General features: G+C 45.9%; 15 protein-coding genes. 13 read left to right on the top strand and 2 right to left on the bottom strand.

Features of this window, described 5'->3' with window-relative positions; all coding sequences use genetic code 11:
• Positions 1-95 precede the first annotated feature (95 nt).
• From BM367_RS04830 to BM367_RS04795, 8 genes are all read left to right on the top strand, one after another.
• Positions 96-3,446, top strand: a complete 3,351-nt coding sequence (locus tag BM367_RS04830; RefSeq protein WP_222842571.1) for a VCBS repeat-containing protein — start codon at positions 96-98, stop codon at positions 3,444-3,446.
• A gap of 23 nt (positions 3,447-3,469) precedes the next feature.
• Complete coding sequence (locus tag BM367_RS04825) at positions 3,470-6,796, top strand: VCBS repeat-containing protein (RefSeq protein ID WP_092458497.1); 3,327 nt, start codon at positions 3,470-3,472, stop codon at positions 6,794-6,796.
• Positions 6,797-6,826: 30 nt separating this feature from the next.
• Positions 6,827-8,875 (top strand): kojibiose hydrolase, encoded by a 2,049-nt coding sequence (locus tag BM367_RS04820; protein ID WP_092458494.1) that lies wholly within the window; start codon positions 6,827-6,829, stop codon positions 8,873-8,875.
• A 14-nt stretch (positions 8,876-8,889) separates the two neighbouring features.
• Positions 8,890-9,438 (top strand): hypothetical protein, encoded by a 549-nt coding sequence (locus BM367_RS04815; protein ID WP_092458490.1) that lies wholly within the window; start codon positions 8,890-8,892, stop codon positions 9,436-9,438.
• Positions 9,439-9,664: 226 nt separating this feature from the next.
• Positions 9,665-10,234: a carboxymuconolactone decarboxylase family protein gene (locus BM367_RS04810; protein ID WP_092458487.1), complete on the top strand. Its 570-nt coding sequence runs from the start codon at positions 9,665-9,667 to the stop codon at positions 10,232-10,234.
• A gap of 31 nt (positions 10,235-10,265) precedes the next feature.
• Positions 10,266-10,811: a carboxymuconolactone decarboxylase family protein gene (locus tag BM367_RS04805; RefSeq protein ID WP_092458484.1), complete on the top strand. Its 546-nt coding sequence runs from the start codon at positions 10,266-10,268 to the stop codon at positions 10,809-10,811.
• 320 nt (positions 10,812-11,131) lie between these two features.
• The gene (locus tag BM367_RS04800) at positions 11,132-12,823 is read left to right on the top strand and encodes a CRTAC1 family protein (RefSeq protein ID WP_177224106.1); all 1,692 of its coding nucleotides are present in this window, start codon (positions 11,132-11,134) and stop codon (positions 12,821-12,823) included.
• Entirely contained in the window at positions 12,801-13,667 is an 867-nt protein-coding gene (locus BM367_RS04795; RefSeq protein ID WP_092458478.1) for an RnfABCDGE type electron transport complex subunit D, read from the top strand. The genes BM367_RS04800 and BM367_RS04795 overlap by 23 nt, the downstream gene beginning before the upstream one ends.
• Positions 13,668-14,037: 370 nt before the next feature.
• Here the strand turns inward: BM367_RS04795 and BM367_RS04790 are convergent, their stop codons facing one another.
• Positions 14,038-15,672: an MFS transporter gene (locus tag BM367_RS04790; RefSeq protein WP_092458475.1), complete on the bottom strand. Its 1,635-nt coding sequence runs from the start codon at positions 15,670-15,672 to the stop codon at positions 14,038-14,040.
• Between the two features lie 198 nt (positions 15,673-15,870).
• Between BM367_RS04790 and BM367_RS04785 the strand changes: the two genes are divergently transcribed.
• From BM367_RS04785 to BM367_RS04775, 3 genes are read left to right on the top strand one after another with little or no spacing between them, the layout of a single operon-like run.
• Complete coding sequence (locus BM367_RS04785) at positions 15,871-17,217, top strand: asparagine synthase-related protein (protein WP_092458471.1); 1,347 nt, start codon at positions 15,871-15,873, stop codon at positions 17,215-17,217.
• A complete protein-coding gene (locus BM367_RS04780; RefSeq protein ID WP_092458468.1) occupies positions 17,217-18,131 on the top strand; it encodes a hypothetical protein in 915 nt (304 codons plus the stop codon). The genes BM367_RS04785 and BM367_RS04780 overlap by 1 nt, the downstream gene beginning before the upstream one ends.
• A gap of 4 nt (positions 18,132-18,135) precedes the next feature.
• Positions 18,136-19,680: an NAD(P)/FAD-dependent oxidoreductase gene (locus BM367_RS04775; RefSeq protein ID WP_092458465.1), complete on the top strand. Its 1,545-nt coding sequence runs from the start codon at positions 18,136-18,138 to the stop codon at positions 19,678-19,680.
• 1 nt (position 19,681) lies between these two features.
• On the opposite strand, the gene BM367_RS04770 is transcribed toward BM367_RS04775, so the two are convergent.
• The gene (locus BM367_RS04770) at positions 19,682-23,221 is read right to left on the bottom strand and encodes a CRTAC1 family protein (protein WP_092458462.1); all 3,540 of its coding nucleotides are present in this window, start codon (positions 23,219-23,221) and stop codon (positions 19,682-19,684) included.
• Positions 23,222-23,297: 76 nt separating this feature from the next.
• Between BM367_RS04770 and BM367_RS04765 the strand changes: the two genes are divergently transcribed.
• Complete coding sequence (locus BM367_RS04765; RefSeq protein WP_092458460.1) at positions 23,298-23,618, top strand: hypothetical protein; 321 nt, start codon at positions 23,298-23,300, stop codon at positions 23,616-23,618.
• Between the two features lie 127 nt (positions 23,619-23,745).
• Positions 23,746-25,323, top strand: a complete 1,578-nt coding sequence (treA, locus tag BM367_RS04760; protein ID WP_092458457.1) for an alpha,alpha-trehalase TreA — start codon at positions 23,746-23,748, stop codon at positions 25,321-25,323.
• The last annotated feature ends 73 nt before the right edge of the window (positions 25,324-25,396 follow it).

Raw genomic sequence — 25,396 nt, 5'->3', positions numbered from 1 at the left:
TTTGTTATCTATTTTATTCACACAGAGCAGATAATCGATACATTGGCATGAGGTTTTGTTTGGAAAAGAACGTGTGCAGAGAAATACTCATAATCATGGCCTGTCTGTACATAGTATTTATGGCAGGTTGCCATTCATCTTCATCCAATTATCATCCGCCTTCAGATCCGTTGTTTGTTCAACTATCGGCCCGGCAAACGGGTATTGATTTCGAAAATCAAGTGAAACCTACGGCCCAATTTAACGTGTTCAACTACCGAAATTTTTACAATGGTGGCGGAGTGGCTATTGGGGATGTAAATAACGATGGTTGGGCCGATATTTTTTTAGTATCCAACCAGGGACAATGTAAATTATATTTAAATAAAGGTCACTGGCATTTTCAGGACGTAACCCGCCAGGCCGGTCTGGAAACAGCAAGCCTGCATTGGTCAACCGGTGTGGCCATGGTAGATATCAATGGCGATGGATTATTAGATATTTATGTATGCAACAGCGGCAATTTGCCGGGTGACGATCGGGCCAATGTATTATGGGTGAATCAAGGCGTGGATAAGAATGGTATTCCGCATTTCAAAGATGAAGCTGCTCAATATGGTTTGCAGGATAAAGGAGGTTTTACTACCCATGCTTCCTTTTTCGATTATGATGGCGATGGTGATCTGGATTGTTATATCCTGGAAAATAGTTTCAGGCCGATTAGCAGCTTTGGATATGATCGCTATCAATTGCGCTACCAGCGGGACCCCTATGGCGGAGATAAATTATTGAGGAACGATAATGGTCATTTTGTGGATGTGAGCGATTCTGCCCATATCTACGGCAGTGTCATTGGGTTTGGATTGGGCGTGAGCGTGGGAGATATCAATGGGGATATGTGGCCGGATATTTATGTATCGAATGATTTTTTTGAACGCGATTATTTGTATCTGAATCGTGGCAACGGCACATTCGAAGAAATCCTGGATACCGCCATGGGGCATATTAGCCAATCATCTATGGGCGCTGATATGGCCGATTTGAACAACGATGGCTGGCAGGATATTTATACAACTGATATGCTTCCTGAAGGAGATTACCGATTAAAAACCACCTCTTATTTTGATGATTATGATGTCAATCAAGAACGATTGAATCATGATTTTCATCATCAATATATGCGCGATATGCTCCAATTGAATAATGGCGATACTACGTTCAGCGAAATCGGACAGCTGGCCGGCGTATATGCTACTGACTGGAGCTGGGGCGCACTGGCATTCGATATGAACAACGACGGATGGAAAGACTTGTTTGTGAGCAATGGCATTTATAAAAACCTGACCGACCAGGATTTTATCAATTATTTTGCCAGCGATGCAAATAAAAAACGAGTGGCCGAAAGCGGAAAGTTTGATTATCGCGAGTTTCAGGATAAAATTTCTTCTACTCCGGTTGCTAATTATGCATTCATTAACCAGCACAATTTAACTTTTAAAAACGAGGCTTATGCGCTTGGCCTGGGCATGCCCGGATTCAGCAACGGTGCAGCATATGGCGATCTGGATAATGATGGCGATCTGGACCTGGTGGTGAATAATGTGAATATGCCCTGCTTCATTTACCGCAACATGACCAATGAAAAATATCATACATCCTATATCCGCATCAAACTGAAGGGTTCAGACGAAAATACATTTGGTGTTGGCGCACAGGTAACGGTGTATGCCAATGGCATCAAACAAATGCAGGAGGAGTTTCCCCAACGGGGGTTTGAATCGAGTGTAGACCCTGTATTGGTATTTGGGCTGGAGCATGCAAAAATCATTGATTCCATTGTAGTCATCTGGCCTGATCGCCATCATGAAATGCAGGTGTTGAAAAATGTAAAGGTCAATCAAACGCTTACGTTGTATCAGAAAGATGCGCATCAACAATTTATTTATCATCCGCCATTGTATCATCCGTTTTTCGAAAACGTTTCGGCATCCAAAATCATAGGTAATATCAGACATCAGGAAGATTTGTTTTATGTAGATTTTCATCGCGAACGATTGATGCCTGAATTGTTATCTACCGAAGGTCCTAAAATTGCTACTGCTGATATCAATGGTGATGGTCTTACGGATTTCTTTATCGGCGGCGCACGCGACGACCCGGGTAAAGTTTTTATACAACTTTCCAATGGACAGTTTAAGCGTGTGGATGAACCCGACCTCGATGCCGATCGTCATTTTGAAGATATTGGAGCTGCATTTGCCGATGTGAACCATGATGGATATCCCGATCTGATTGTTGTTTCCGGAGGTAATGAGGATGATGTGGGTTCACGCTGGCTGGAACCGCGCGTATATCTGAACAACGGAAAAGGTATTTTCAAAAAACTTCCGGATGCTTTTCCACCCGAAATTTCAGTGAATGCATCGTGTGTGAAAGTGTGTGATGTTAACCAGGATGGTTATCCGGATTTGTTCATTGGCGGACGGGATGTGCCGGGTATTTATGGAGCAGATCCCCGATCCTATTTGTTGCAAAACGATGGCCATGGTCATTTCAGGGATGTTACGGAAAGAATTGCACCCGGTTTGGCCAGAATAGGCATGGTCACAGATGCCTGTTGGGCCGATGTGGATCAGGATGGAAAACCCGACCTGATTGTGGTGGGCGAATGGATGCCTATTACCATTTTTAAAAACGAAGGAGGATATTTTAAAAAATGGATGGAAATTCCGCACAGTGAAGGTTGGTGGCATTGTATCACTGCAGCCGATGTGAATGGGGATGGAAAAGTAGATTTTGTGCTGGGCAATTTAGGCCTCAACAGCCAGTTTAAAGCCGATCCTCAACATCCGGTGCAACTTTACGTGGGTGATTTTGATCACAACGGACAAATTGATTGCATATTGACCAGCTACAAAGATGATGGAAAGTCGTATCCATTTTACATGAAAGATGAAATGTATGCGCAATTTCCCATGTTGAGCAAGCGCTTTCCAAAATATGCTGATTATGCTGGGAAAACCATCCAGCAACTGTTTAAACCGGAAGAACTAAAAGATGCAGTGATCAAAAAGGCCGAATACCTGCAAACGGCTTTGCTGCTGAATGAAGGGAATGGACATTTCCGCCTGGAAGCCCTTCCCATCCGCGCACAGTTTTCTCCTGTATTTGCTGCCCTGGTAGAAGATCTGGATGGTGATGGATATCCCGATATTTTCCTGGGTGGAAATTTTTACGGCGTAAAGCCTCAAATCGGGCGATATGATGCCAGTTATGGATGTTTCCTGAAGGGCGATGGGAAAGGACATTTTACTTACCTAATCCCCGAACAGAGTGGATTGTTTATACGCGGCGAAGTAAGAGATCTTGCTACATGGGAAGGAAAAAATCATACGAAATATATCCTGGTGGCAAGAAACAATGATAATGCCCTCTTGTTTCAGCAGATTCCTAAACATAAACCTTAAAGAACCAGATAAAATCCGAATGCATGTTATCGGGTCATACATCCAAATCAACATGGCTTGCACTTGCAGCTTATTGTTTGCTTTTGGTGGCGTGCAAACGTTCAGAAAAACTTTTTGTAGCACTGAAACCTGATCAAACCGGAATTGATTTTGTTAATGAAGTGCACGACAGTTCAGATATGAACATCCTCGATTACATGTATTATTACAACGGCGGAGGAGTAGCACTGGGTGATATCAATAATGACGGGCTGGATGATATTTTGCTGACATCCAATAAACATGGCATTCGTTTGTATGAAAACGAAGGGCACATGCATTTTAAAGATATTACCCACCAGGCAGGATTGGAAACCGATGCGAATTGGATTACAGGAGCTGTGATGGCAGATGTAAACGGCGATGGATGGCTTGATATTTACGTGTGTGTGGTAAGCGGATATCAGGGTTTGCAGGGACATAATTTGCTATTTATCAATCAGCACAATGGTACTTTCAAAGAAGAATCGGCAGCTTATGGATTGGATTTCCGGGGCTTTTGCACACAGGCCAGTTTTTTTGATTATGATCATGATGGTGATCTGGATTTGTTTCTGGTTTGCCATGCCGTGCATTCTGCTGAAACGTATGGTGATACATCTTTGAGATCACATTTCAGTGAAGTGAGCGGAGGGCATCTGTTCCGCAATGATCATGGGCATTTTGTAGAAGTAACCCGCCAGGCTGGTATCATAGCCAGTCCTATCAGTTATGGACTCAGCGCCATCATCGGTGATTTTAATAACGATGGATGGGATGATATCTATGAAGGCAATGATTTTCAGGAAAATGATTACTACTACCTCAACAATCAGGATGGCACATTTACAGAAATGAATGGCAAGGCTTTTGGCCATGAAAGCAAGTCCACCATGGGTTCAGATGCAGCTGATATCAACCAAGACGGGTGGCTGGATTTGGTAACGCTGGATATGCTGCCTGAAGATGAGAAAATCCTGAAATCCACGGCCAACGATGATCCTTATGAGATGGCGCTTTACAAAATGAAGCTGGGTTACAGCCCGCAATATACCCGCAACATGCTGCAGTTGAATACCTACGGTGGTAAATACTTTAGTGAAATTGGACTGATGGCCGGGATAGCCGCTACTGACTGGAGCTGGTCGCCCCTGATTGCCGATTTCAACAACGACGGTATGCCCGATCTTTTCGTGTCGGCCGGAATATGGAGAAGAGCCAATGACCTGGATTATATTCGGTTTATAGCCAACACCCAGGTGGCGAAAAGCTTGTCAGACACCCGCTTGCTCGATCAGGAAGCCATTCAGCGCATGCCACAGGGACCGGTGCATAATTTCATCTTTGAAGGCACGGATCATATGCATTTCATAGATCGATCTGCACAATGGGGGTTGCATCAACCCGGCTTTTCCAATGGAGGCGCTTATGCCGATCTGGACAACGACGGCGATCTGGATCTTGTGGTCAACAATCTCAATGCACCCGCTGTCATTTACAAAAATCAAACACGTGAAAAATACCATGCACATTATCTTCGGATAAAATGCGCGGGCAGTGACAGCAATCGGTTTGGCATTGGAGCGAAGGTGATACTCAAATATCATGGAAAATTCCAGTATGCCTACATACAGCCTACCCGTGGTTTTGAAAGTGCTACAGATCCTACTTTATTTTTCGGTCTTGGAAAAGATACCCTGGTAGATAGCTTGCAGGTGATCTGGCCCAGAGGTGAAAAGCAGGTGCTCAAACATGTACATGCCGATCAGATCCTGACGCTTTACCAGAACCAGGCGCATGATACCGGCCCGGAATGGTTACCACAAATGCGGGAAAATCAGTTTTTATTTACTGATTATACCGACAGCCTTTCTTCAGTTCAGTTTGTACATCGGGGAGATGCCAGTTTTATTGATTTTGCGCGGCAACCTTTTATTCCGCATATGGTATCTACGGATGCTCCCAGAGTGGCTGTGGGAGATGTGAATGGAGATGGACTCGAAGATTTTTATGTGTGCGGAGGTAAATTTCAGGCTGGCGCTCTTTATATCCAAAAGCCGGATGGACAATTTGTTTTATCCAATCAACCTGCATTCCAGCAGGATTCACTTTGCATGGATCAGGATGCAGCATTTGTGGATGTGAACCATGATGGATATCCCGACTTGTATGTGGTAAGTGGCGGAGGTGAATTTTATGATGGTATGAAACCCTTGCTGGATCGCCTCTATCTCAACAATGGAAAGGGATATTTTATCAAAGACACTGCGGCATTGCCACCCATGTATGGAAATAAATCTTGTGTAAGGGTATGCGATTTAAATCAGGATGGATATCCGGATTTGTTTGTGGGTGGCAGAGTTGATGCATTGGATTATGCAAAGCAACCTCGCTCATATTTGCTCATCAATGATGGCAAAGGACATTTCCGGGATGAAACCGATCAGATTGCTCCTGGCTTGAGCCATATTGGATTGGTAACCGATGCAGTCTGGACAGATTTTAACGGGGATGGGAAACCTGATTTGATTGTGGTGGGTGAATGGATGCCTATCAGTTTTTTTGAAAACGATGGACATGGACATCTGAAGAATGTTACCCAAAGTATGGGAATGGAACATACCCATGGCTGGTGGCAATGTATCGTGGCAGCCGATCTGGACGGGGATGGAAAAACAGATTATCTGGTGGGTAATTATGGGATGAATACAAAATTTCATCCCAGCAAAAAAAAACCGGTAAAACTCTATATCGTTCCATCATCCCAGCAATCAACAGATGTGACCATTCTCACTTATGCAAAGAATGGCCATGATTATCCTTTGGTTGGAAAAGATGTTTTTGATCAGCAATTTCCCGAAAGAATGAAAAAAAAGTTTCCGACATACCATGATTTTGCCGGACAAACCATACAAGATATTGTAGGATCAGATCTTCAGCATGCCCGTGTATGGCATGCCTACACCTTCCAATCAGTCTGGCTGCATAATCTTGGAAATGGAAAATTTGAAATGCTTCCTTTGCCTTGGGAAGCGCAGGTAGCTCCTATCCGTGCTTTTGAGGTGGGCGATTTCAATCACGATGGTCATCCGGATGTGCTGGTGGGTGGTAATTTTTATGGTGTATTACCTGCCGAAGGTCGTTATGATGCCAATGATGAAATTGTGTTGTTGGGTGATGGCAAAGGACATTTCCGGGCAGCATGGCCCTGGCAGACCGGATTTTTTGTAAACGGAGAAGTGAGGGACATAAAAACCTTGCACAGGAAAAATGATTCGTTGATTATGGTAGCCCGATATGATCAGCGTTTGTTGTTTTTTAAAAACAAATAATTGTTTTTTATGAAGACAATTACTTCATGGATGAGAAAAAATTTCGGTTTACTGGCGGGTATTCTTTTGTCAATCAATTTGCCGTATGCCTTATATGCACAAGCTGAAAATCCCTGGATCTGGCAGTTGCAAGCAGATCAGCCGGAGTCTTCGCATTACTATGGCATTACGGTAGCAAACGGGGTGTTGGGAATCGTTTCGGCAGCTGATCCATTAAGTGTAAAAGAAATTGTATTAAACGGTGCTTACGATCAGTATGGGCGGGGCCGGGTGAGCAATCTGCTGAAAACATTCAGCTTTGCCAATGTAGATCTCACCATCAACGGGCAACAGGTGACCGCGCAACAGATCAGCCATTTTCACCAGACGCTCGACATGTATCGGGCTGTTTTTACTTCTTCATTCGATGTGGGCAACCAGGCTCATGTAACCTGCTCCTGGCGGGCATTGCGGCAATTGCCCTACAACATGCTGGTTACGGTTGATATACAGGCCAAACAACCCATCACCATTTCGGCAGCCAGTGTGATTGAAGCTCCGGATATGCTGCGCCATGTGCAGCAATTTTATGAAGATATTGCCAGCCCGCGTGGTCCGCTGCACGTGCTGTTTTCCACTGCTTCCAGTCCCACGGGCAAACTGTCGGTAGCAGCAGCCACCTGTTTTTTGTTTGATGAAGCCCGTGATCAGCAGCCACAGGTCACGCATGAAATGTGGGACAATAACCGGCATCTGATGCGGTTCAGCAAATCCCTGCAGTCCGGTGAAACCTACACGTTTTCCATTGCCGGTGCAACCATCAGCAGCGCACAGAGTGCGGATCCTGCCAATGAAGCAGAGCGGCTGACCATTTTTGAAGCCCTGCAAAGCCGCAAAGAATTGATTGATGCTCATAACAAGGCCTGGCAGCAGCTCTGGCAAAGCGATATCCGAATTGAAGGAGATGATACCACCCAGCGGGATATTCACAGCATGTTGTATCATCTATACAGCTTTGTGCGTGAAGGTTCAGGTTATAGCCTTTCTCCGATGGGCTTATCCGGATTGGGATACAACGGGCATGTGTTCTGGGATGCCGATCTGTGGATGTATCCGGTGTTGTTGCAGCTGCATCCTGAAATAGCTCGTTCATTAATCGAATATCGGATTCATCGCCTGCCTCAGGCCATAGCCAATGCCTATGCTCATGGGTATCAGGGAGCGATGTATCCATGGGAGTCAGCGGCCAGCGGGGAAGAAGAAACGCCTGTGTGGGCTTTGTCCGGCCCATTTGAACATCATATCACGGCTTGCGTGGCTATTGCCATCTGGCAGTACTTCTGTGTTACCCACGACACGGCATGGCTCAGGAATGAGGCTTATCCGGTATTGAAAGCTACGGCAGATTTCTGGGTTTCACGCGTGCAAAAGACTACCGATGGCTATCATATTCGCAACGTGGTGGCTGCTGATGAATGGGCAGAAAATGTGGATGATGATGCTTTTACCAATGGAGCCGCCATCGAAAATCTGCGCGACGCCATCCGGGCAGCACAGATCATCGGGGCTGAACCGGATCCGCATTGGCAGGAAGTGGCCGACCATATTGTGATTCTGCATTTTCCGGATGGGGTAATCCGGGAGCATGCCACCTATCACGGAGAGCAAATCAAACAGGCTGATGTAAACCTGCTGGCATATCCCCTGGGATTGATCCGGGATACGTTGCAAATCAAAAAAGATCTTGGGTATTACGAACCCCGCATTGGTGCGGGCCCGGCCATGAGTTATGCCATGCTTGGCTTGTTGTATGAAAGGCTGGGATATCCTGATAAAGCCTATGCTTTGTTTAAACGCGGCTATGTACCCAATGAATTGCCCCCCTTTGGTGTGTTGGCCGAAACAGCCGGCGGTACCAATCCATACTTTGCTACCGGAGCGGGAGGTATCTTACAGTGTGTGTTGAATGGCTTTGGTGGTTTACAGATTACCGAAAACGGCATCATGCAGCTGAAAACCCGTTTACCAGCGCGGTGGAAATCGTTGACTATCACGGGTGTTGGGATGGATAAAAAAAATTTTACCATTTCCAATAAATAACCTAACTTTCACACGTGCGCAAACTCACTACCATCATACTCCTGTTGCTGTTTGCATTTTATGCAGCGGGGTATTATTTTGTGTATCAGTTCATGATCTACCAGCACAGTTTTGCCGGTATAGATCCCGCGCATGTGACCAATCAGGCTGAAATTGCCATCTTAAAAATTCCGGTTTACTTACCTTATTTGCCGCAGGCTACGCATGAAGAAAAAACTGATGGAAATGTGCAGATCAATGGTATCTGGTATCGGGCTGTCAGTAAGCATTTGTACAACGATACCCTGTATGTGAAATGTGTGAAAGATCGGGAGCGGATGACGTTAAACGAATGGTTTCATGATTTTGTCCGGTTCAGCTTTGGTAATAATGCTAATTCAAATAATAATCACCAGGATTTATACAAATCATTTTTCAAAGAATATATTTCGGATCTTATTGACTGGCATCGGCCCAATGCTGCAGTAAGTTTGCTGCATTTTGCAGAATGCACTCCTGTTTTATCGATGCCGGAGCTGGATCAACTCACGCCCCCTCCCAGATTTTCCTTTCAGGCTTGCTGAACATCAAGGTTGCATGTCATGTTGTGATGTTAAATTCATGATGCAGAGGCTTGTGCAAACACAAAGTTTGTACGCACTCTATATCTAAACACAACACAAGTCTATGTATCATGTGCATGATATGATCAACCTGGTTCTTCGGCAAGTTTACTTCAATCTTCCTATACAGGATCTTGCATAAATCCTGTTGAACACCCTTATTACTTTACCCATAAAAAAGAAACACATGTCTTGCTATATCAATTTACCCGATCCCGCATTGCCGGGCATCTGGGGGCCTATGCGCTTCAGGCCCGAAACAGCGCCTCCTCTTTCACACATTGCACAGGCCTTGTTGCAGACGGATGAAGGCATCAGCCGCATGGAACGCGAATGGATTGCATCCTATGTGTCTTATCTAAATGGTTGCCATTTCTGCCACACCATTCACGGAGCCGTAACCTGTGCGCATGCACACGAATCTGTGGATATGATTGATGAAATTGAAAAAGGACCTGCGTCAGATAGATTGTCGGATAAAATGAAAGCGTTGCTGGTCATTGCAGGTCAGGTGCAAAAAGGTGGCAAATATGTTACACAGGAAGCCATAGAAGCTGCAAAACGCGCAGGCGCCACGGATCTGGAAATCCATGATACGGTGCTGATTGCAGCTGCCTTTTGTATGTTCAATCGGTATGTGGATGGCCTGCATACCTGGGCTCCCGCCGATCGCCAGCTATATGCCGAAGAAGGCAAACGCATGGCCGCAGAAGGTTATCTGCGTAAAAACAAAGGTCAACACATGCAAAAAGTGTAACTCATTTTATCACATCTAAAAACAAAAACTCATGTCTTGCTATATTTCACTCAGAAATCCCCAACTTCCCGGCATTGTGGGATTATTGAATTACCGTCCGGAAACGGCTCGTCCTTTATGCGAACTTGCTGAAACATTGCTTCGCCGCGATGAGGGCCTTACACCGTTGGAACGGGAATGGATTGCCTCTTATGTGTCTTATTTGAATAACTGTCATTTCTGCCATACTTCACATGGAGCGGCTACCTGTGCGCATGCACACGAATCTGTGGATATGATTGACGAAATTGAAAAAGGGCCGGCCTCCACGCAAATCTCTCCCAAAATGAAAGCCTTGCTGGTCATTGCCGGTCAGGTGCAGAAAGGCGGTAAATGTGTTACCGAAGCAGCCATTCAGCAAGCACGGGCGGCGGGCGCCACAGATTTAGAAATACATGACACAGTGCTCATTGCAGCCGCTTTTTGTATGTATAACCGATATGTAGATGGCCTTCACACCTGGGCCCCAGCTGATCGGGAAGCTTATGTGGAAGAAGGACGACAGATGGCTTTTGAGGGTTATCTCCGTCATTTCTGATCAAAAGACGTTTTTTGGGTAAAAGGAACCTATACAGACAGCGTGGAGGATTCTTCCTTCACGAATCTTTTCATATAGCAGTGGTTGATTTTTGTTTGTATAAAATGTGTGAGTGAAAGCATATATGTGAAGCTAAAAAAAATAAACAGAAATGCAAAGTCAAACAATATAGGGGTAAATTTGGTATCACCTGAAAAAACTGTTTGTTGATGCAGGAAGTTAAAAAAATACCCTGGCTTGTTACTGTAGTGATTTTTACATTTTTACTGGTTTTTACTGCTTTCTCATCCAGGAAGAATTTGCTACATGGTGAAAAAAACATGGTTCAAAAACAGGAGGCTATCCAACGATTCGGATTTTACCTGGAACCAGTGAATAAGCAGGCTGGCATTGATTTTCGGCATCTTCCACCTGAACTTGATCCGAAGCTCAAACATATTGAACCCCAGATTGCATCCATGGGAGCATCTGTGTCGGTGGTAGATTTTGATCAGGATGGGTGGGATGATTTATTTTTTACCAGCAGCCGCCAGGGTACTCAAGATGCATTGTACCGGAATCTGCATAATGGCAAATTCGAAAATGTTACCAATCAGGTTGGACTGGAGAATTTGAATGATTCGGCAACAGGAGTTTCAATGGGCGCCGTGTGGGGAGACTATGATAACGATGGATATCCGGATTTGCTGATTTACAAATGGGGCAGGCCGGAACTGTTTCATAATGATCACGGTAAACGTTTTGTGAATGTAACAGACAGCAGTGGTTTGCCTCAGTGGGTGAATGCCAATTGCGCCATCTGGTTTGATTTTAATAATGATGGATTGCTGGATTTATTTATTGGTGGATATTATAGCGAAAAGCTCAATTTATTTCATACCTCTACCACGAAGGTGATGCCCGAAAGTTTTCGGTATGCAAACAATGGGGGAAGAAAGTATTTGCTGGAGAATATGGGGAATGGAAAATTTAAAGATGTAACCGAACAATATGGATTGAATTCCACCCGCTGGGTACTGGGTGCTGGTGCGGCCGATTTGAATGGCGACGGATATCCTGATTTGTTTATTGCCGATGATTACAATGTAAATGAATTGTATATCAATGATCATGGGAAAAAGTTCATTGAAGTGGGGCGTCAGTCGGGCATTGGTAATATTCCCAAAAGTGGGATGTGCGTAACGTTTGGAGATATACAAAACACAGGCAAGATTGGCATTTATAACACCACCATTACGGAAAAAGGTGTTCTGGTGCAAAGCAACAATTATTGGCAGCCTACTGATGAATCATCTGCAAATCGTTATCCGCAATTTGTGAATCTGGCACAGCTGGCCGGTATTGATGATGCGGGATGGAGCTATGGTGCCCAGTTTGGCGATCTGAATAACGATGGTTATCAGGATTTATATGTAGCAAACGGATTTATTTCTGCTCAAAAAGGCACTTCTTATTGGTATGATTATGCCAAGGTTACGAGTGGAAACAAAGCTATCATTGAAGATGCGCGCAACTGGCCAGCCATGAATGGCAAAAGCCAGTCGGGTTATGAACATGATAAAGTGTGGCTGAATAATGGCGATGGAACGTTTAAAGATATTTCATATCAGATTATGCCCGATATGACTTACGATGGAAGAGCTGTGGCCATGGCTGATTTGTGGAACAGAGGCGTGCTGGATGTAATTGTAGCCAATCAAAACAATATTCCTTTGATCTTGAAAAATGATTTACAATTGCACCATCACTGGATAGAGTTTGATTTGCGTGGTACTATTAGCAATGCCGATGCTGCAGGCGCTGAAGTGTTGGTGGAATGGAGTGGGAAAAAACAAATTCAAGTGCTTACAGATGGATGTGGCTTCTCTTCACAAAATAGCCATCGTTTACATTTCGGATTAGGCGATAGCACACAGGTTGATCGGGTAATCATCAAATGGCCATCCGGTAAAATAACAACACTTGTTCATCCACAAATAGATATGTTACATGTTGTTCGAGAGCCTAAATAAATCTATCAGAGAAAACGTAATGACGCTAAAAGTACCAGGAGTTCAAGAACTGAGAGAATTGCTGAAACAGCACTTCAGATATGTACCGCCTGTATTTATTACCCTTTTGTTGTTAATCGGACAGTTGAGCTTTGGTATTCTGGATAGTTACCTAAATCTGATTGTAGCAGTTTGTACAGCCATTATCACGGAATGGTTGTTGTCGCATTTTGTATTGGGCATTCGCAAAAATTTGGCCAGTGCTTATATTAGTGGCATCAGTGTGGGCATCCTGATTCGTTCTCCCATGGTATGGCCTTATGTGATTACATCTATGCTATCCATTATGTCAAAATATGTATTTCGGTATCGCGGTCGGCATATATGGAATCCTTCCAATTTTGGTGTGTCGTGGATGTTGTTTATGGCGCCTATGGATGTGGCTGGATTAAGTATTCAATGGGGAAGCAATTTTCTCGCTCTGATTGTGATCTGGATATTGGGGCTGGTGATTGTCAACAGAGCCCGGCGCATGCATGTAACCATTGCTTATGTGGTAAGCTTTGTGATATTGGCTTATGTGAGAAGTCTTATTACAGGGGATACATTTATGGCCGAAGTGGCACCGATTACGGGCCCTATGTATCAATTATTCATCTTTTTCATGATCACAGATCCCGCTACTACCGTATCGACTCGCAGGGGTCGGATACTGGTGGCCATACTGGTTGCATGTGTAGAGTTCTTCCTCAGGCTGGATAGTTTTATTTATGCACCATTTTATGCTTTGTTTATTGTGGGCCCCATAGCCCGATTCATTGATCTGAAAATTCATCAACCCAAGCCGGTGGCACAAATTGCATAAGTAAAAACAAAAATCCATTCATGTTTAAAGCGAAACTTTGAGTAAGTTTCATTTGAAATAAAAGTTCCCAAATTTTTCAGAAGCTTTTTATCCATTATTTGCTTTATCATTTGCAGCAATACTTCCATGTGTGTGTTTAACCATCCTCAATCCTGAAAATTTAGTGGCAATTTCTTTATGCGAGATGTGAGATATATAAGTATGTTTCCTGTTATTTAGGAATTATTTTCCATAATGATCACATCATGCGTAATGTTTTAACGCTTTAACGCTTGCCGGAAAATTGTTTGTGTACAAACAATGAGATTACACTTTCACCTGCTGTTTTGATAAATGGATATTATCTGTTTGATTTATCGTTCTCGATTGTTTATGAGTTCCCAGATTGCTGATAGGCAGGTTGCAATTCCTCAGCCGTTATATCTTCCAGTGAGCGTTTTCGTGTTTCTATTCCCATCAGAGTTATGGTAATGACAGCCAGGAGAAGAGGCAATGCAGCAATTAATGCTGTTGCAGTTATCGAAGGAGGTGCCACAGCCAGCACAACCAGTGCAATAATAAAAACGCCGGCAATCTGGCTCATACCCGAGATAAGTCCACTTCCACGCGAGCGAATAGCAGTAGGATAAATTTCTGCTGCGTAAGCCGAAAGTACAGACATAATAGCACTTACGCCCCAGATGGGCAAAATAAGCAATACATACAAAATCAGCGGATGTTGCACAATATGATTTCCTGCGATTAAGAAACCAATCATGGAAGCAGCCGTAAGCGCGGAAAGCAGGATAATGGTGCGCTTGCTGCTCCAGAATCCATACATCCAGGCTATCAAGAAATTAAGCGGAAAGCCAATCAAAGCAGCATTGCGTAGAATGGCAAAGGAGCGTTGCTGAGAAAAGCCTAACTCTTGAAGATTGGAAGGAATCCAAAGCTGAAAGCCAAACCGAACAAAGCCTGCTCCTATCGCCAACAGCACTACAGCGGAGGTAATGCCCCGAAAAGGAGTGGAAAACAAATCCCTGAATTGTGTGGGGCTGCTGGCTGATTGGACGGAATTTGCCGACATTTCGGGGCCTTCAGTTGCTGATGATGTTATGGCTGCGCCAAATTTTTTCATGATTTTTTCTGCTTCCTTCACACGGCCATGAAGCAGCAAAAAGCGCGGCGACTCTGGTATCCAGTGGTTTAACAGGATGAGTAATATGCCGGTGGGGAAACCAATCAACCATAGGATGCGCCAGTTGTAATGCGGCACCAGCCAGGAAGCCAGTGAACTGGTAATCAGATAAGCCCCCGCAATATCGCCACCAATCAGCACCATCAGCCAACCCCGATGACGGGCTGGAATACATTCAGCCATTAGCGTAAACAAAATAGGCAACATGCCACCTACGCCAAACCCCATAATCAGGCACATCAGGCAGTTCATCCAAAATTCCGGCATAGCTCCGCATGCACTCGTGGCTATGAACACCACAGCTGCCATTAAAATAGAGGCTCTTCGCCCCATGCGGTCACTCATCCATCCCCAGATAAAAGACCCCATGATAGTACCCGATATCCCGCACAAAGGCAATAAAGCTACCGGAATCCGAGCATGCGGATTTATGGGCGATTTTAAGCCATATTCAATTGCTGCACCCGGCACCACAAACGAAAGAATGGTGGGCTTCATCACATCCAAGGTCATAGCCAAAGCCATCACAAACAACAAGGCAATATGAGGCCATCGGATGGGTACATCATCCAATGCTCGCACCTGCAGCGTATTGTAATCAGCGCTGATGGCCGATTTTTCCGGAATCAATCCCATGATGGTAAGCACCAATCCTATCACCATCCCTATCATACCCATAATCATAAACGAATCCATGGGCATGCCCACCAGGCGATAGCCCATGTTACGGGCATGAAAATACATGGGCAACTGCATGGCCATACCAGCAGATACCAGGATACATCCAACCCAGAAAATGGTTTTACGGGAAAGGGTAAACTTGTTCATAGGCGAAATGTTTTTATGTAAGCGCTTTGAAGATACATTTTTTTATGATTGAAAGATGATGGCAATCAAAACTTTATCTGCTTCAAATGAAACGTTTTTTACGGATCCATGGTTACACATGCATGTGAGCGATGATTTTTTGATAGTTTTGGGGAAATACACAAGTTCCTTTCGTTAAATAAAAAACTGTATTCACATATGTCAGTTGCTTTGCCTGTACAGGATTTCGTAAATCTGCTGGACAATCGCAGGAATGTGATATTGAACATGACGCTCGAAGAAGCTGAAGCGCTTTTGCTGGCTGATGATCCGCGGGCAGTCAGCCGTATCCGGGGGCAATTTGCGCTTGTGGTGAGGAAAAATAAGGATGTGTATATGGCTCGTTCCATTGGCCGGCCTATGCGGTATTTTCTGGCCAAGCAAGCCGATGGTCCGTTGCTGATTGTGGCCGAACGAATAGATGAAATTTTTGAAGAACTGAAAAAAAGAGGGCTCGAAGCGCAGTTTCATCCCTCTTACACAAGGATGGTGCCTGCACATTATGTGGTACGATTGCAATTGATTGGCTGTCCGGATCCCAATCCGGTTTATGAGCGATATTTTGAGCCTAAGAGAAATCATTTGCCGGCCGATCTGGATATGATTGGGCGTGCTTATATCGGCGCACTGGCCGATGTGTGTCAGAAATGGCTGATGCAAATTCCGGCAACAGAACCTGTGGGCGTATTGTTTTCCGGAGGCATTGACAGTGGTTCCGTATTCCTCGTATTGTATCATCTGATGTTGCAGATGGGCATGTCGCCGCAACGGCTCAAGGCTTTTACGCTTTCCGTACAGGATGAGTCGGGCCAAACCGGCCTGTCGGCCGATGCGCGACAGGCACAGGATTTTCTGCATCAGCTGGGATTGGATTTTTTTCTGGAAATCATGCAAGTACCGGCATCGGCCGTAGATTATCGGGAGGCTATTCGGGTCATAGAAGACTATAAACCGCTGGATGTGGAAGCAGCAGCTATGACATTGGCCCTGTGCAAACAAATCAGGCAGCAATATCCCGAATGGCAATATCTGGCCGATGGCGATGGCGGCGATGAGAATCTCAAAGATTATCCGATTGAAGAAAACAGTGAACTTACCATTCGCAGTGTGTTGAACAATCCTTTGCTCTATCATGAAGGATGGGGTGTGGATAAAATCAAGCATTCCTTAACCTACACAGGAGGCATGAGCCGCGGACATGTGCGCACTTATGCACCGGCTCGTTTATTGGGATTTCAGGCGTTAAGTCCCTATGTATTGCCACAGGTCATTGAAGTATCAGAAGGCATTCCTTTCATTGAACTCACGCAATGGAATCATGAAAAATTATATGCCCTGAAAGGAGAAATCGTGAAGCGAGGCGTGAAAGCCATTACAGGAATGGACATGCCCGTTTATCCCAAACGTCGTTTTCAGCAGGGTGCTATACAACCCCGGTTGCAATCCCGATTGTTTCCCGGTAATGAACTCGTGTATCGTCAGTATTTCCAATCGCTGTATGCCTGATGAAGCGCAAGCCCGAAGTGCAGCTGGATCCCTTTCTTCCTTATCATTTTCTGCATGAGCAGGAGCCGGATCAGCAGGGCATGATCCGGGAAGTCAATACCATTTTTCTCACCAGCAAAACTTGTGTGTTTTCCTGTATTTTTTGTGATTTATGGAAAAATACCCTACCGCAGGCACCTCCCCGGGGCGCTTTTCTGAAGCAAATCCATTATACATTGGAACAGCTGCCACATGCATCGGTGGTGAAATTGTACAACAATGGTAATTTTTTTGACCCCAAATGTCTTTCACCCGATGATTATCCGGATATCTGCAACTGTCTCAATTCATATGAACGAGTCGTGGTGGAAAACCATCCTTTGCTGTGCGGACCTTTGTGTGCAAACTTTCAGCAGCAGCTTTCGGGCCAGCTGGAAATTGCCATGGGACTGGAAACCATTCATCCCCAGGTTTTACCTCGTCTGAAAAAGCAGCTAACCAGAGATGATTTTTGCCGGGCCGCTGATTTTTTGCTGCGACAGCACATTGATATCCGCGTTTTTTTGATGCTCTCGCCGCCATTTTTGACTGATCGCGAGGAAAGTATTCATTGGACGCTGGAAAGCATCCACTTTGCTTTTGCCCATGGAGCAAGCTGTTGCTCAGTGATTCCCACACGGGCTACCACAGCCGTTATGCAACAATTGCAGCAACAGGGCAACTATCGGGCTCCCACACTGGATATGCTGGAGGAAGTAATGGAAAAAGCATTGCAAAGAGGCTACAGGCGTGTATTTGCCGATACCTGGGATATAGCATTTATGTCGGCATGTCCCCATTGTTTCGAAGCCCGGAAGCAAAGGCTGGAGCGGATGAATCTCACCCAGCAGCTGCAACCTCCTGTGTATTGTGCTTACTGCCAAAACAATTCTTGAAACCATGAAACCGTCTTTTCCCCGATATGATGTGCTGATTGCCGGTAGCGGATTTGCCGGATCATTGGCAGCCCTGGTCCTGCAACGTATGGGATGGAAGGTATGTGTGGTAGAAAAAGCCAGACATCCGCGTTTTGCTATTGGCGAATCTTCCACTCCGGCAGCCGATATGATACTTCGCGATTTGGCCAGGCAGTATGATTTGCCCTGGTTACATGCTTTTTCGCGCTACGGAAGCTGGTGCCGCAATTATCCTCATGTGATGCGGGGGCTGAAACGGGGATTTAGTTTTTACAAACATTATCCCGGCAAAGCTTTTTATACCAATGATCAGCATGAGCATGAACTGCTGGTAGCGGCTAGTGCGGATGATGAACATTCCGACACGCAATGGCTACGTGCAGATTTCGATGCCTTTCTGGTGCAGAAAGTGCAGGAAGCCGGCATTGCCTATCTGGATCAAGCTGAAATTTTGGGCGTGCAGGAGGCTGAAGAATTGACTTTTACCCTTCAACATGAAGGGCTGGACAGGAAGCTGAGGGCTGATTTTTTCATAGATGCCACTGGCAGTCCGCATTTGCTGCAACGGCTCTGGCAGGTGCCATGGACAGCCGATGATTTTTATACGCATTCTTTTGCTGTGTTTTCGCATTTTGAACAGGTGCCCCTATGGGAAGAAATGCTTGCTGGCATGGGATATAAAACCCAGGATTATCCCTACCGCGCCGATTTTTCGGCCTTGCATCATATTCTTGATGAAGGCTGGATGTGGATGTTGCGGTTTGATGATGGCCGCGTAAGCATGGGGTTTGTGCTCGACGGGCATACGGACTTGCCAGGTTTACCGCTCAGGCAGCAAAATGATATGCCTGCCGAACCGATCTGGCATCAGATGCTGAGTCGCTATCCATCTCTGCAGGAGTTAATGCGGGGAGCCAGGCTTTGTGATCAGCCGGGGCGTTTGTTGCGATCAGCCAGGTTGCAAAGGCAATTGTTGCAGGTAGCCGGTCGTCGATGGGTGGCATTGCCCCATACAGCCGGATTTGTGGATCCTCTGTTCAGCCCCGGCAATGCGCATACCCTTTCCGGACTGGAACGCATTGTAAGGATTTTTCAACAGGATCGCCATGAACATCGGCAGGAACTGTTGCAAAGATATGCACGTGAATTACAGAACGAATATTGGTTGATTGACACGCTAATAGCGGGCTGTTACCGTACAATGACCCATTTTCAGCTTTTCATACCCTGGAGTATGGTATATTTTGCCTGCACCATTGCCTATGAACAGCACCGGAATGCCGTATCTGCCGCATGTGCTTCACATTATCCGGAAGGCTTTTTGTTGGCAGGCAGAGCTGAAATCCGGCAGATGGTAAAAGAAACTTGGCGGGCGTTGCAGCATCTTCCCCTAAAGGGCAATTATAGTCCCCACCAAATCGAGGCATTTACCCGCACAATCCGGGATTGCATTGCGCCTTTCAATACGGCAGGTTTGCTTAATCCTGCAGTGCACAACATGTATCGCCATACCACAGCCGAAGTATGATTCAGGGTTTTTCTACTGTGCCATTTCGCAACGCATTGCTGAAATCGTCAGCATCCACCTTTCGGGTATTGTAGGTGCGTAAATAGCGTTGATGTGCTGAATCCGAAGGATAATGCACCTTCGGACCATAGGGATAAGATGGCATCCCATGGAATGGCAATGGTTCCACCGTTTGGCTGCAGGCTGTATTCAGATCGCCATCTTTTACCCATCCTTCGCTGTAAAGCACAAAATCGCGTTTCCACCCCTTAGGCAGGGCCGGCAAGCGAGTAGCATCAAATGCAATAGCCACTTCATCTCCTGAATTGGCAATGATATAGGCATCATCGGCTTTTTGCAAAAGTGGCTGTACATCGCCGTATCGGGTATAATAACCTGTGAGATCGCGCCAACGCTGACCAGTGCTTACTTGATAGTAATCATACCATGGCGGGCCGTATGGACTGCCTTTATGATAGCAAGCGGAATAGCCCCTGTAGTGCAGATCAGCGCTTTGCATGGTAAGGGGTAAAACGCGAACGGGTGCGGCTGGCGGATGGCTTACGAAAAATGCCTGATCCCAGTAAATCTGCATGGTTGTGCGGATGCGAATGCGCCGATCATCAGGGGTGAGAAATTGATGGGATAAATTGATGACAATCATTTTGTCCCTGCCCATGGGGAAGCCCATGTTGGGAATAACGGTTTGCCATTTGCCTGCCCGATTGATCACCTGCAATAGAGGTGGCTGTTGTTTGAAACGGGAGGTTTGGGTAACAGCGGTGTTGATGCTCGCATCGGTGGGCATAATCCATCCGCGCAGGAAAAGCAGCAGGCTGTCGTCGTTGGCAGCTGCGGGTCCCAGGTCCAGGATCAGATCATGCAAGGGGGTTAATCCCTGGTATTTGCCCAGAGGGAAATCTGCCACATATTGAAAATCGTGTGCCCGCAACAGCGGCAGCAGATCGTGCCCATCCGCATCTGTCGCCCGTACGGGCAGATGGGCGTGTGCGACCTGATACAGAGTAAGGCCGGGATAGGGAGGAGGCACAAATCGCTCGTCGGTATAAAGGTTGACAGAGTCAGGATGATCTACGGCATACAGCTTGAGCTCATCCAGGTAGATGGTTTCCCAGAGTTCCTCGGTGATGCGCAGCAGATATTGGCCATGGCTGGGTTGCAGGGCTTCACCGGGAATCAGCAAGTATTCCTTAGAAGGGCCTGAATCAGCATAGACTGTATCTTTTCCGTGGATGGCAAAAGGTACACCCAGAATGCTTCGCCACATCATGTCTTTCAGGAAAATGAAACGTTTGCCATTCCAGGTGTAGAGAAACGGGCAGGAACCTTTCAGTTGTTCCTGCTCCAGGATGCGTTGTTTGCTGGTAGGATCCAGCACGGTTTGGGGCACGCCGTTGGGCCATAGAATGCGTACGGCATCCACGCGCCGGCGCTGGCCAAGGCCGAATTCAGTGAGGGTGCTTTTTACGGTTTTTGCCTGATACAAATCGCCAGCTTTCAGCTCAATTCGGGCACCAATGCCGGCCCGGTTGTTTTTGCTGTTGCCATAGGCGAGTCCGGTTAGTTGAATCTGAATGAAATGATTCAGATTGCCACCGTCGTTGCGGAGCAGCCGGGTACCGGATGGACCGGCTATGAAAATATCTTCATCACCATCGAAATTGTAATCGGCGATCCGCAGCCGATAGGCCTGCAAATTTTCCTGAGGCAGCAGGTTGCTGATATCGCGGAAACCTTTTGCACCTTCGTTGTGAAACAGCCGGACGCCCAAAGTGTTGCTGTTGTCCGATTTACCCACCACACAGATATCTTCATGGCCATCGTTGTCAATGTCCACAAAAGCTGCATCATATACCTGCATTCCTTTTAATGCCTGCGAAAGTTGTGCTGAAGCAAGCTTATCCGGCACGAAATGTTGATCCGGCTGGTTTTCCAGCAAGGTGCAGCCGTTTTTCCCTCCGGTAATCAGGATATCCAGGCGGCCATCATTGTTGTAGTCGCCCAAGGCAATTACACTACCGGTGTAGGCCGGATTACGCAGCCCGACGGAATTGCTGATTTCCTGAAAACGACCATGTCGGTCGTTGTTAAACAGTTTCACACCCTGCTGATCCAGACAAACAATATCGAGATCCCCGTCGTTGTCCCAGTCGCCAAAGTCCATCGACAATGTACCAGCATCATTCAGCTGCATGGCCTGGGTATTTTCGGTGAAGGTGCCGTCGCCGTTGTTTCGGAAAAAGAGATTACCGTTTTTCCCTGCCGCATACAAATCCAGATCCCCATCCTGGTCCAGATCAGCAAACAACATGCGGGTTATGTGATTGGCGTGATTAAGCCCGATGTCATTGCGGATACGGGTAAAAGAGCCATCGCCATTGTTTTTAAACACTATTATGCCGCTTGTGGTAGATACAAACAGATCGGGATATCCGTCATTGTCATAATCGGCAAACACAGCATCCAGGTCCATGCCATTATGCGCCAGATCACCCACGACCCGGCAGGGACTGAACGTACCCATGCTGTTAACCAGCAGATAGGGAACTGAACGGGAAGCGGAAACCGGATAGGAGGTGTAAAGAAACATGTTGCCTTCTGCGTCATAATCTGTAACGGCAAGTACTGCAGGTGGTTGGGTGGAATTTTGTATGGCGGGGATTCCGCTGCCCTCTGTGGCATCCGTAAATTTCATCACCTTGAGGATGTCGGATGCGGGTGCAGGGCCGGATGAGCTGGTATCGAGTGCAAGATTGCGGATATTGGTTTCTACATCAAAATAGCCGGCAAACATCTGGGGTATTTCCAGTTCATCAGCACCTGAAATATAGGCGCCTGTCAGTTTCATCTGATCGTGGAAAGCTTTGATATAGGGCAGGGCGGCCTCGGGCTGCTGATTTTCCAGCAGATCAATAGCTTGCTGGTAAGCCTGACGAGCTCCAGGTAAAAAATCAGGCGCAATCTTTTGAATGCTTTGCAGATAAAATCTTGCAGAATCGGCCTGGTGTGCCATAGCTAAGGCTTCCGCAAGCTTTAGCCTGGGTACCAGGTTGGCGGGTCTCAGATGAATGATGCGTAATAAATGCTGTTTCTGAAGCTCAATGGATGAATCCAGGTTGGCCAGTCCGAAATAAGCTCTTACATCGGTAGAATCATGGTGCAACATGGTTTCAAAAATGGAACGAGCCTGTGCAAACTGTTGCCGGGCGATATATACCTGTGCCAGGGTGAGCCACAGATCAGCCTGTCGGGGGAATTTCTTCAATCCTGAACGAGACACGCTTTCAGCTTCCGTGTAGTTTTTCTTCAACAGATACAGGCGGCAAAGAGCAATATAGTTCGACACGTCTTCCGGGTTTTCCTGTATGGCTTTTTTGAAAGCCAGCTCTGCTTCGTCCAGTTTGTTTTCTGAAAGATATTCCAGCGCAAGTTCCTTGGCGGATTGTACGGTTGAAGAAGCCTGCTGTTCAGCCCGATGATGACAACTAAACAACAGCAGCATGCATATACATGAGAGGACAAGCAACAATTGGTTTTTCATGCTTGAAAATTAAGCCTATCAAATGTAAGATGAAATCTGGTATGCTTTTGGGAGCGTATATTTAAAACTATTGGCTATGAAACACAAATGGATCATCATCGGCCTGTGTATGTTCATGTTAGGTGGCATCAGTGTAAAAGCTTTTGCCCAGCATAGAGATACAGATTGGCATCATAGACAAGAAATTGCATTGTATCGCGAAGGGCATGGCCATATGCCGCCGGGTTTGATGAAAAAAATCTATGGTGAACGTTCGGCCCGCTGTTTTGCACCCGGCCATCGCAAATGGCATGAACCTCGCCCCGTGTATGTGGTACCTGCGCCCGTACCGGTTGTATATGCACCGCAGCCACAACCGGGTGTGCATGTATGGATCAGTGCACAGGCCGGATTCTGACCTGCCTGCCGACAAACAGGAACGAACGGATGAAAAACCATAAGCATGTGTCTGCACTTTAGGCAGCACATGCTTTTTTATTTTGTAATTTTCGGAAATCCAGTAACTTAAAGTTTTACTCTATGTTATGAATCGCATACGCATCTGGTTTGCCGTCATTATCTTTTTTGGGAATTCTACGATATGCAATGCACAGCTGGCTTCGCCTCGCGCCTTGTTTCAAGATTTGTTTGTGGATGTACAAATGCACCAGGTGTTCCCTGATGGAAAAACATTTGTGGATTGCATTCCTACATATTCGCCGGATAGCATTCTCAAAGCTTATCATCAGCAAAAAAAGCAACCTGATTTCAGTTTGCAGCAATTTGTATATGCTTATTTCCGTTTGCCTGAAACCAGTACCCGTAGTTATCATTCCGATGTACAGGCAGGCATCAGGCATCATATTGAAGAGTTGTGGAATGTGCTTTCGCGCAATCCGAACCAGCAGGACACATCGCGATATGGTTCACTGATTCCGCTCCCCTATCGTTACATTGTACCGGGTGGACGTTTCCGGGAAGTTTATTACTGGGATTCTTATTTTACCATGCTGGGTTTGAAGGAAAGCCGCGATACAGCCTTGATAGAAGATATGGTGAAAAATTTTGCCTATCTCATCAATCGTTTTGGTTTCGTGCCCAATGGTAATCGCACCTATTATCTGACCCGCTCTCAGCCTCCTTATTTTTCGCTGATGGTTGATTTGCTTGCCGGTTTAAAAGGCGATTACATTTATGCAACCTATCAACAACCTTTGCTCCGGGAATATGCTTACTGGATGAAAGGTGCTGATGAATTGCATCCGGGTGAAGCGGCTCATCATGTGGTGATGCTGACCGACAGTTGTATCCTGAATCGTTATTGGGATGAAAGCAATCAACCCCGCGAAGAATCCTATCGTGCAGATGTGATAGCGGCCCGCCAGTCCAGCGAACCCGATACAGTTTTTTACCGCAACATACGGGCAGCAGCAGAATCGGGTATGGACTTCAGCAGCCGTTGGTTTGCTGATAACCGCAGCCTGGGTACCATCATTACCACCCATCTGATCGCGGTTGATTTAAATTGTTTGCTGTATCATCTGGAGAAAACCATAGCTAGAAGCTACGCCGTTACCGGAAACTATTTGCAGCAGAAGCAATATGAACATCTGGCTGAATTACGAAAGCAGCATTTGCTGAAATATTGTTGGGATGCACAACAGCAGGCATTCACAGATTATGATTTTACACAAAAAAAATATTCCCCCCGCATTTCACTGGCCAGCATGTATCCATTGTTTTTCAAACTGGCCGATTCCACACAGGCTGCTGCCATGGCCAGGCTGATTCGATCCCGGTATCTTCAGCCCGGAGGTGTGGTAACCACCCTGCAGCAAACCGGTCAGCAATGGGATGCACCCAACGGCTGGGCTCCTTTGGAATATATCACCATTCAGGGATTGCGCAATTATCATTACGATAGCCTCGCCCGTCAGATCGCACTTCGCTGGATTCAGCTTAATCGCCGTGTATTTGACAATACAGGTAAACTCATGGAAAAATACGATGTCATGGATATCCGAAGAAAAGCCGGTGGCGGTGAATATCCTACACAAGACGGATTTGGATGGACAAACGGAGTTTTACTCAAATTGATGAATGAATATCAAGTAAAGGATTGATTTCTTTTTTCTTTTTCATGCAAAGCTGATATTTCTTTCATATCTTGAAAATCTTGCTACATAAGGTATTTCA

The sequence above is a fragment of the Thermoflavifilum thermophilum genome (assembly GCF_900116565.1).
GTDB lineage: Bacteria > Bacteroidota > Bacteroidia > Chitinophagales > Chitinophagaceae > Thermoflavifilum > Thermoflavifilum thermophilum.
The sequence above is the reverse complement of the archived record's forward strand: the minus strand, read 5'-3'. Positions and strand labels throughout refer to the sequence as shown.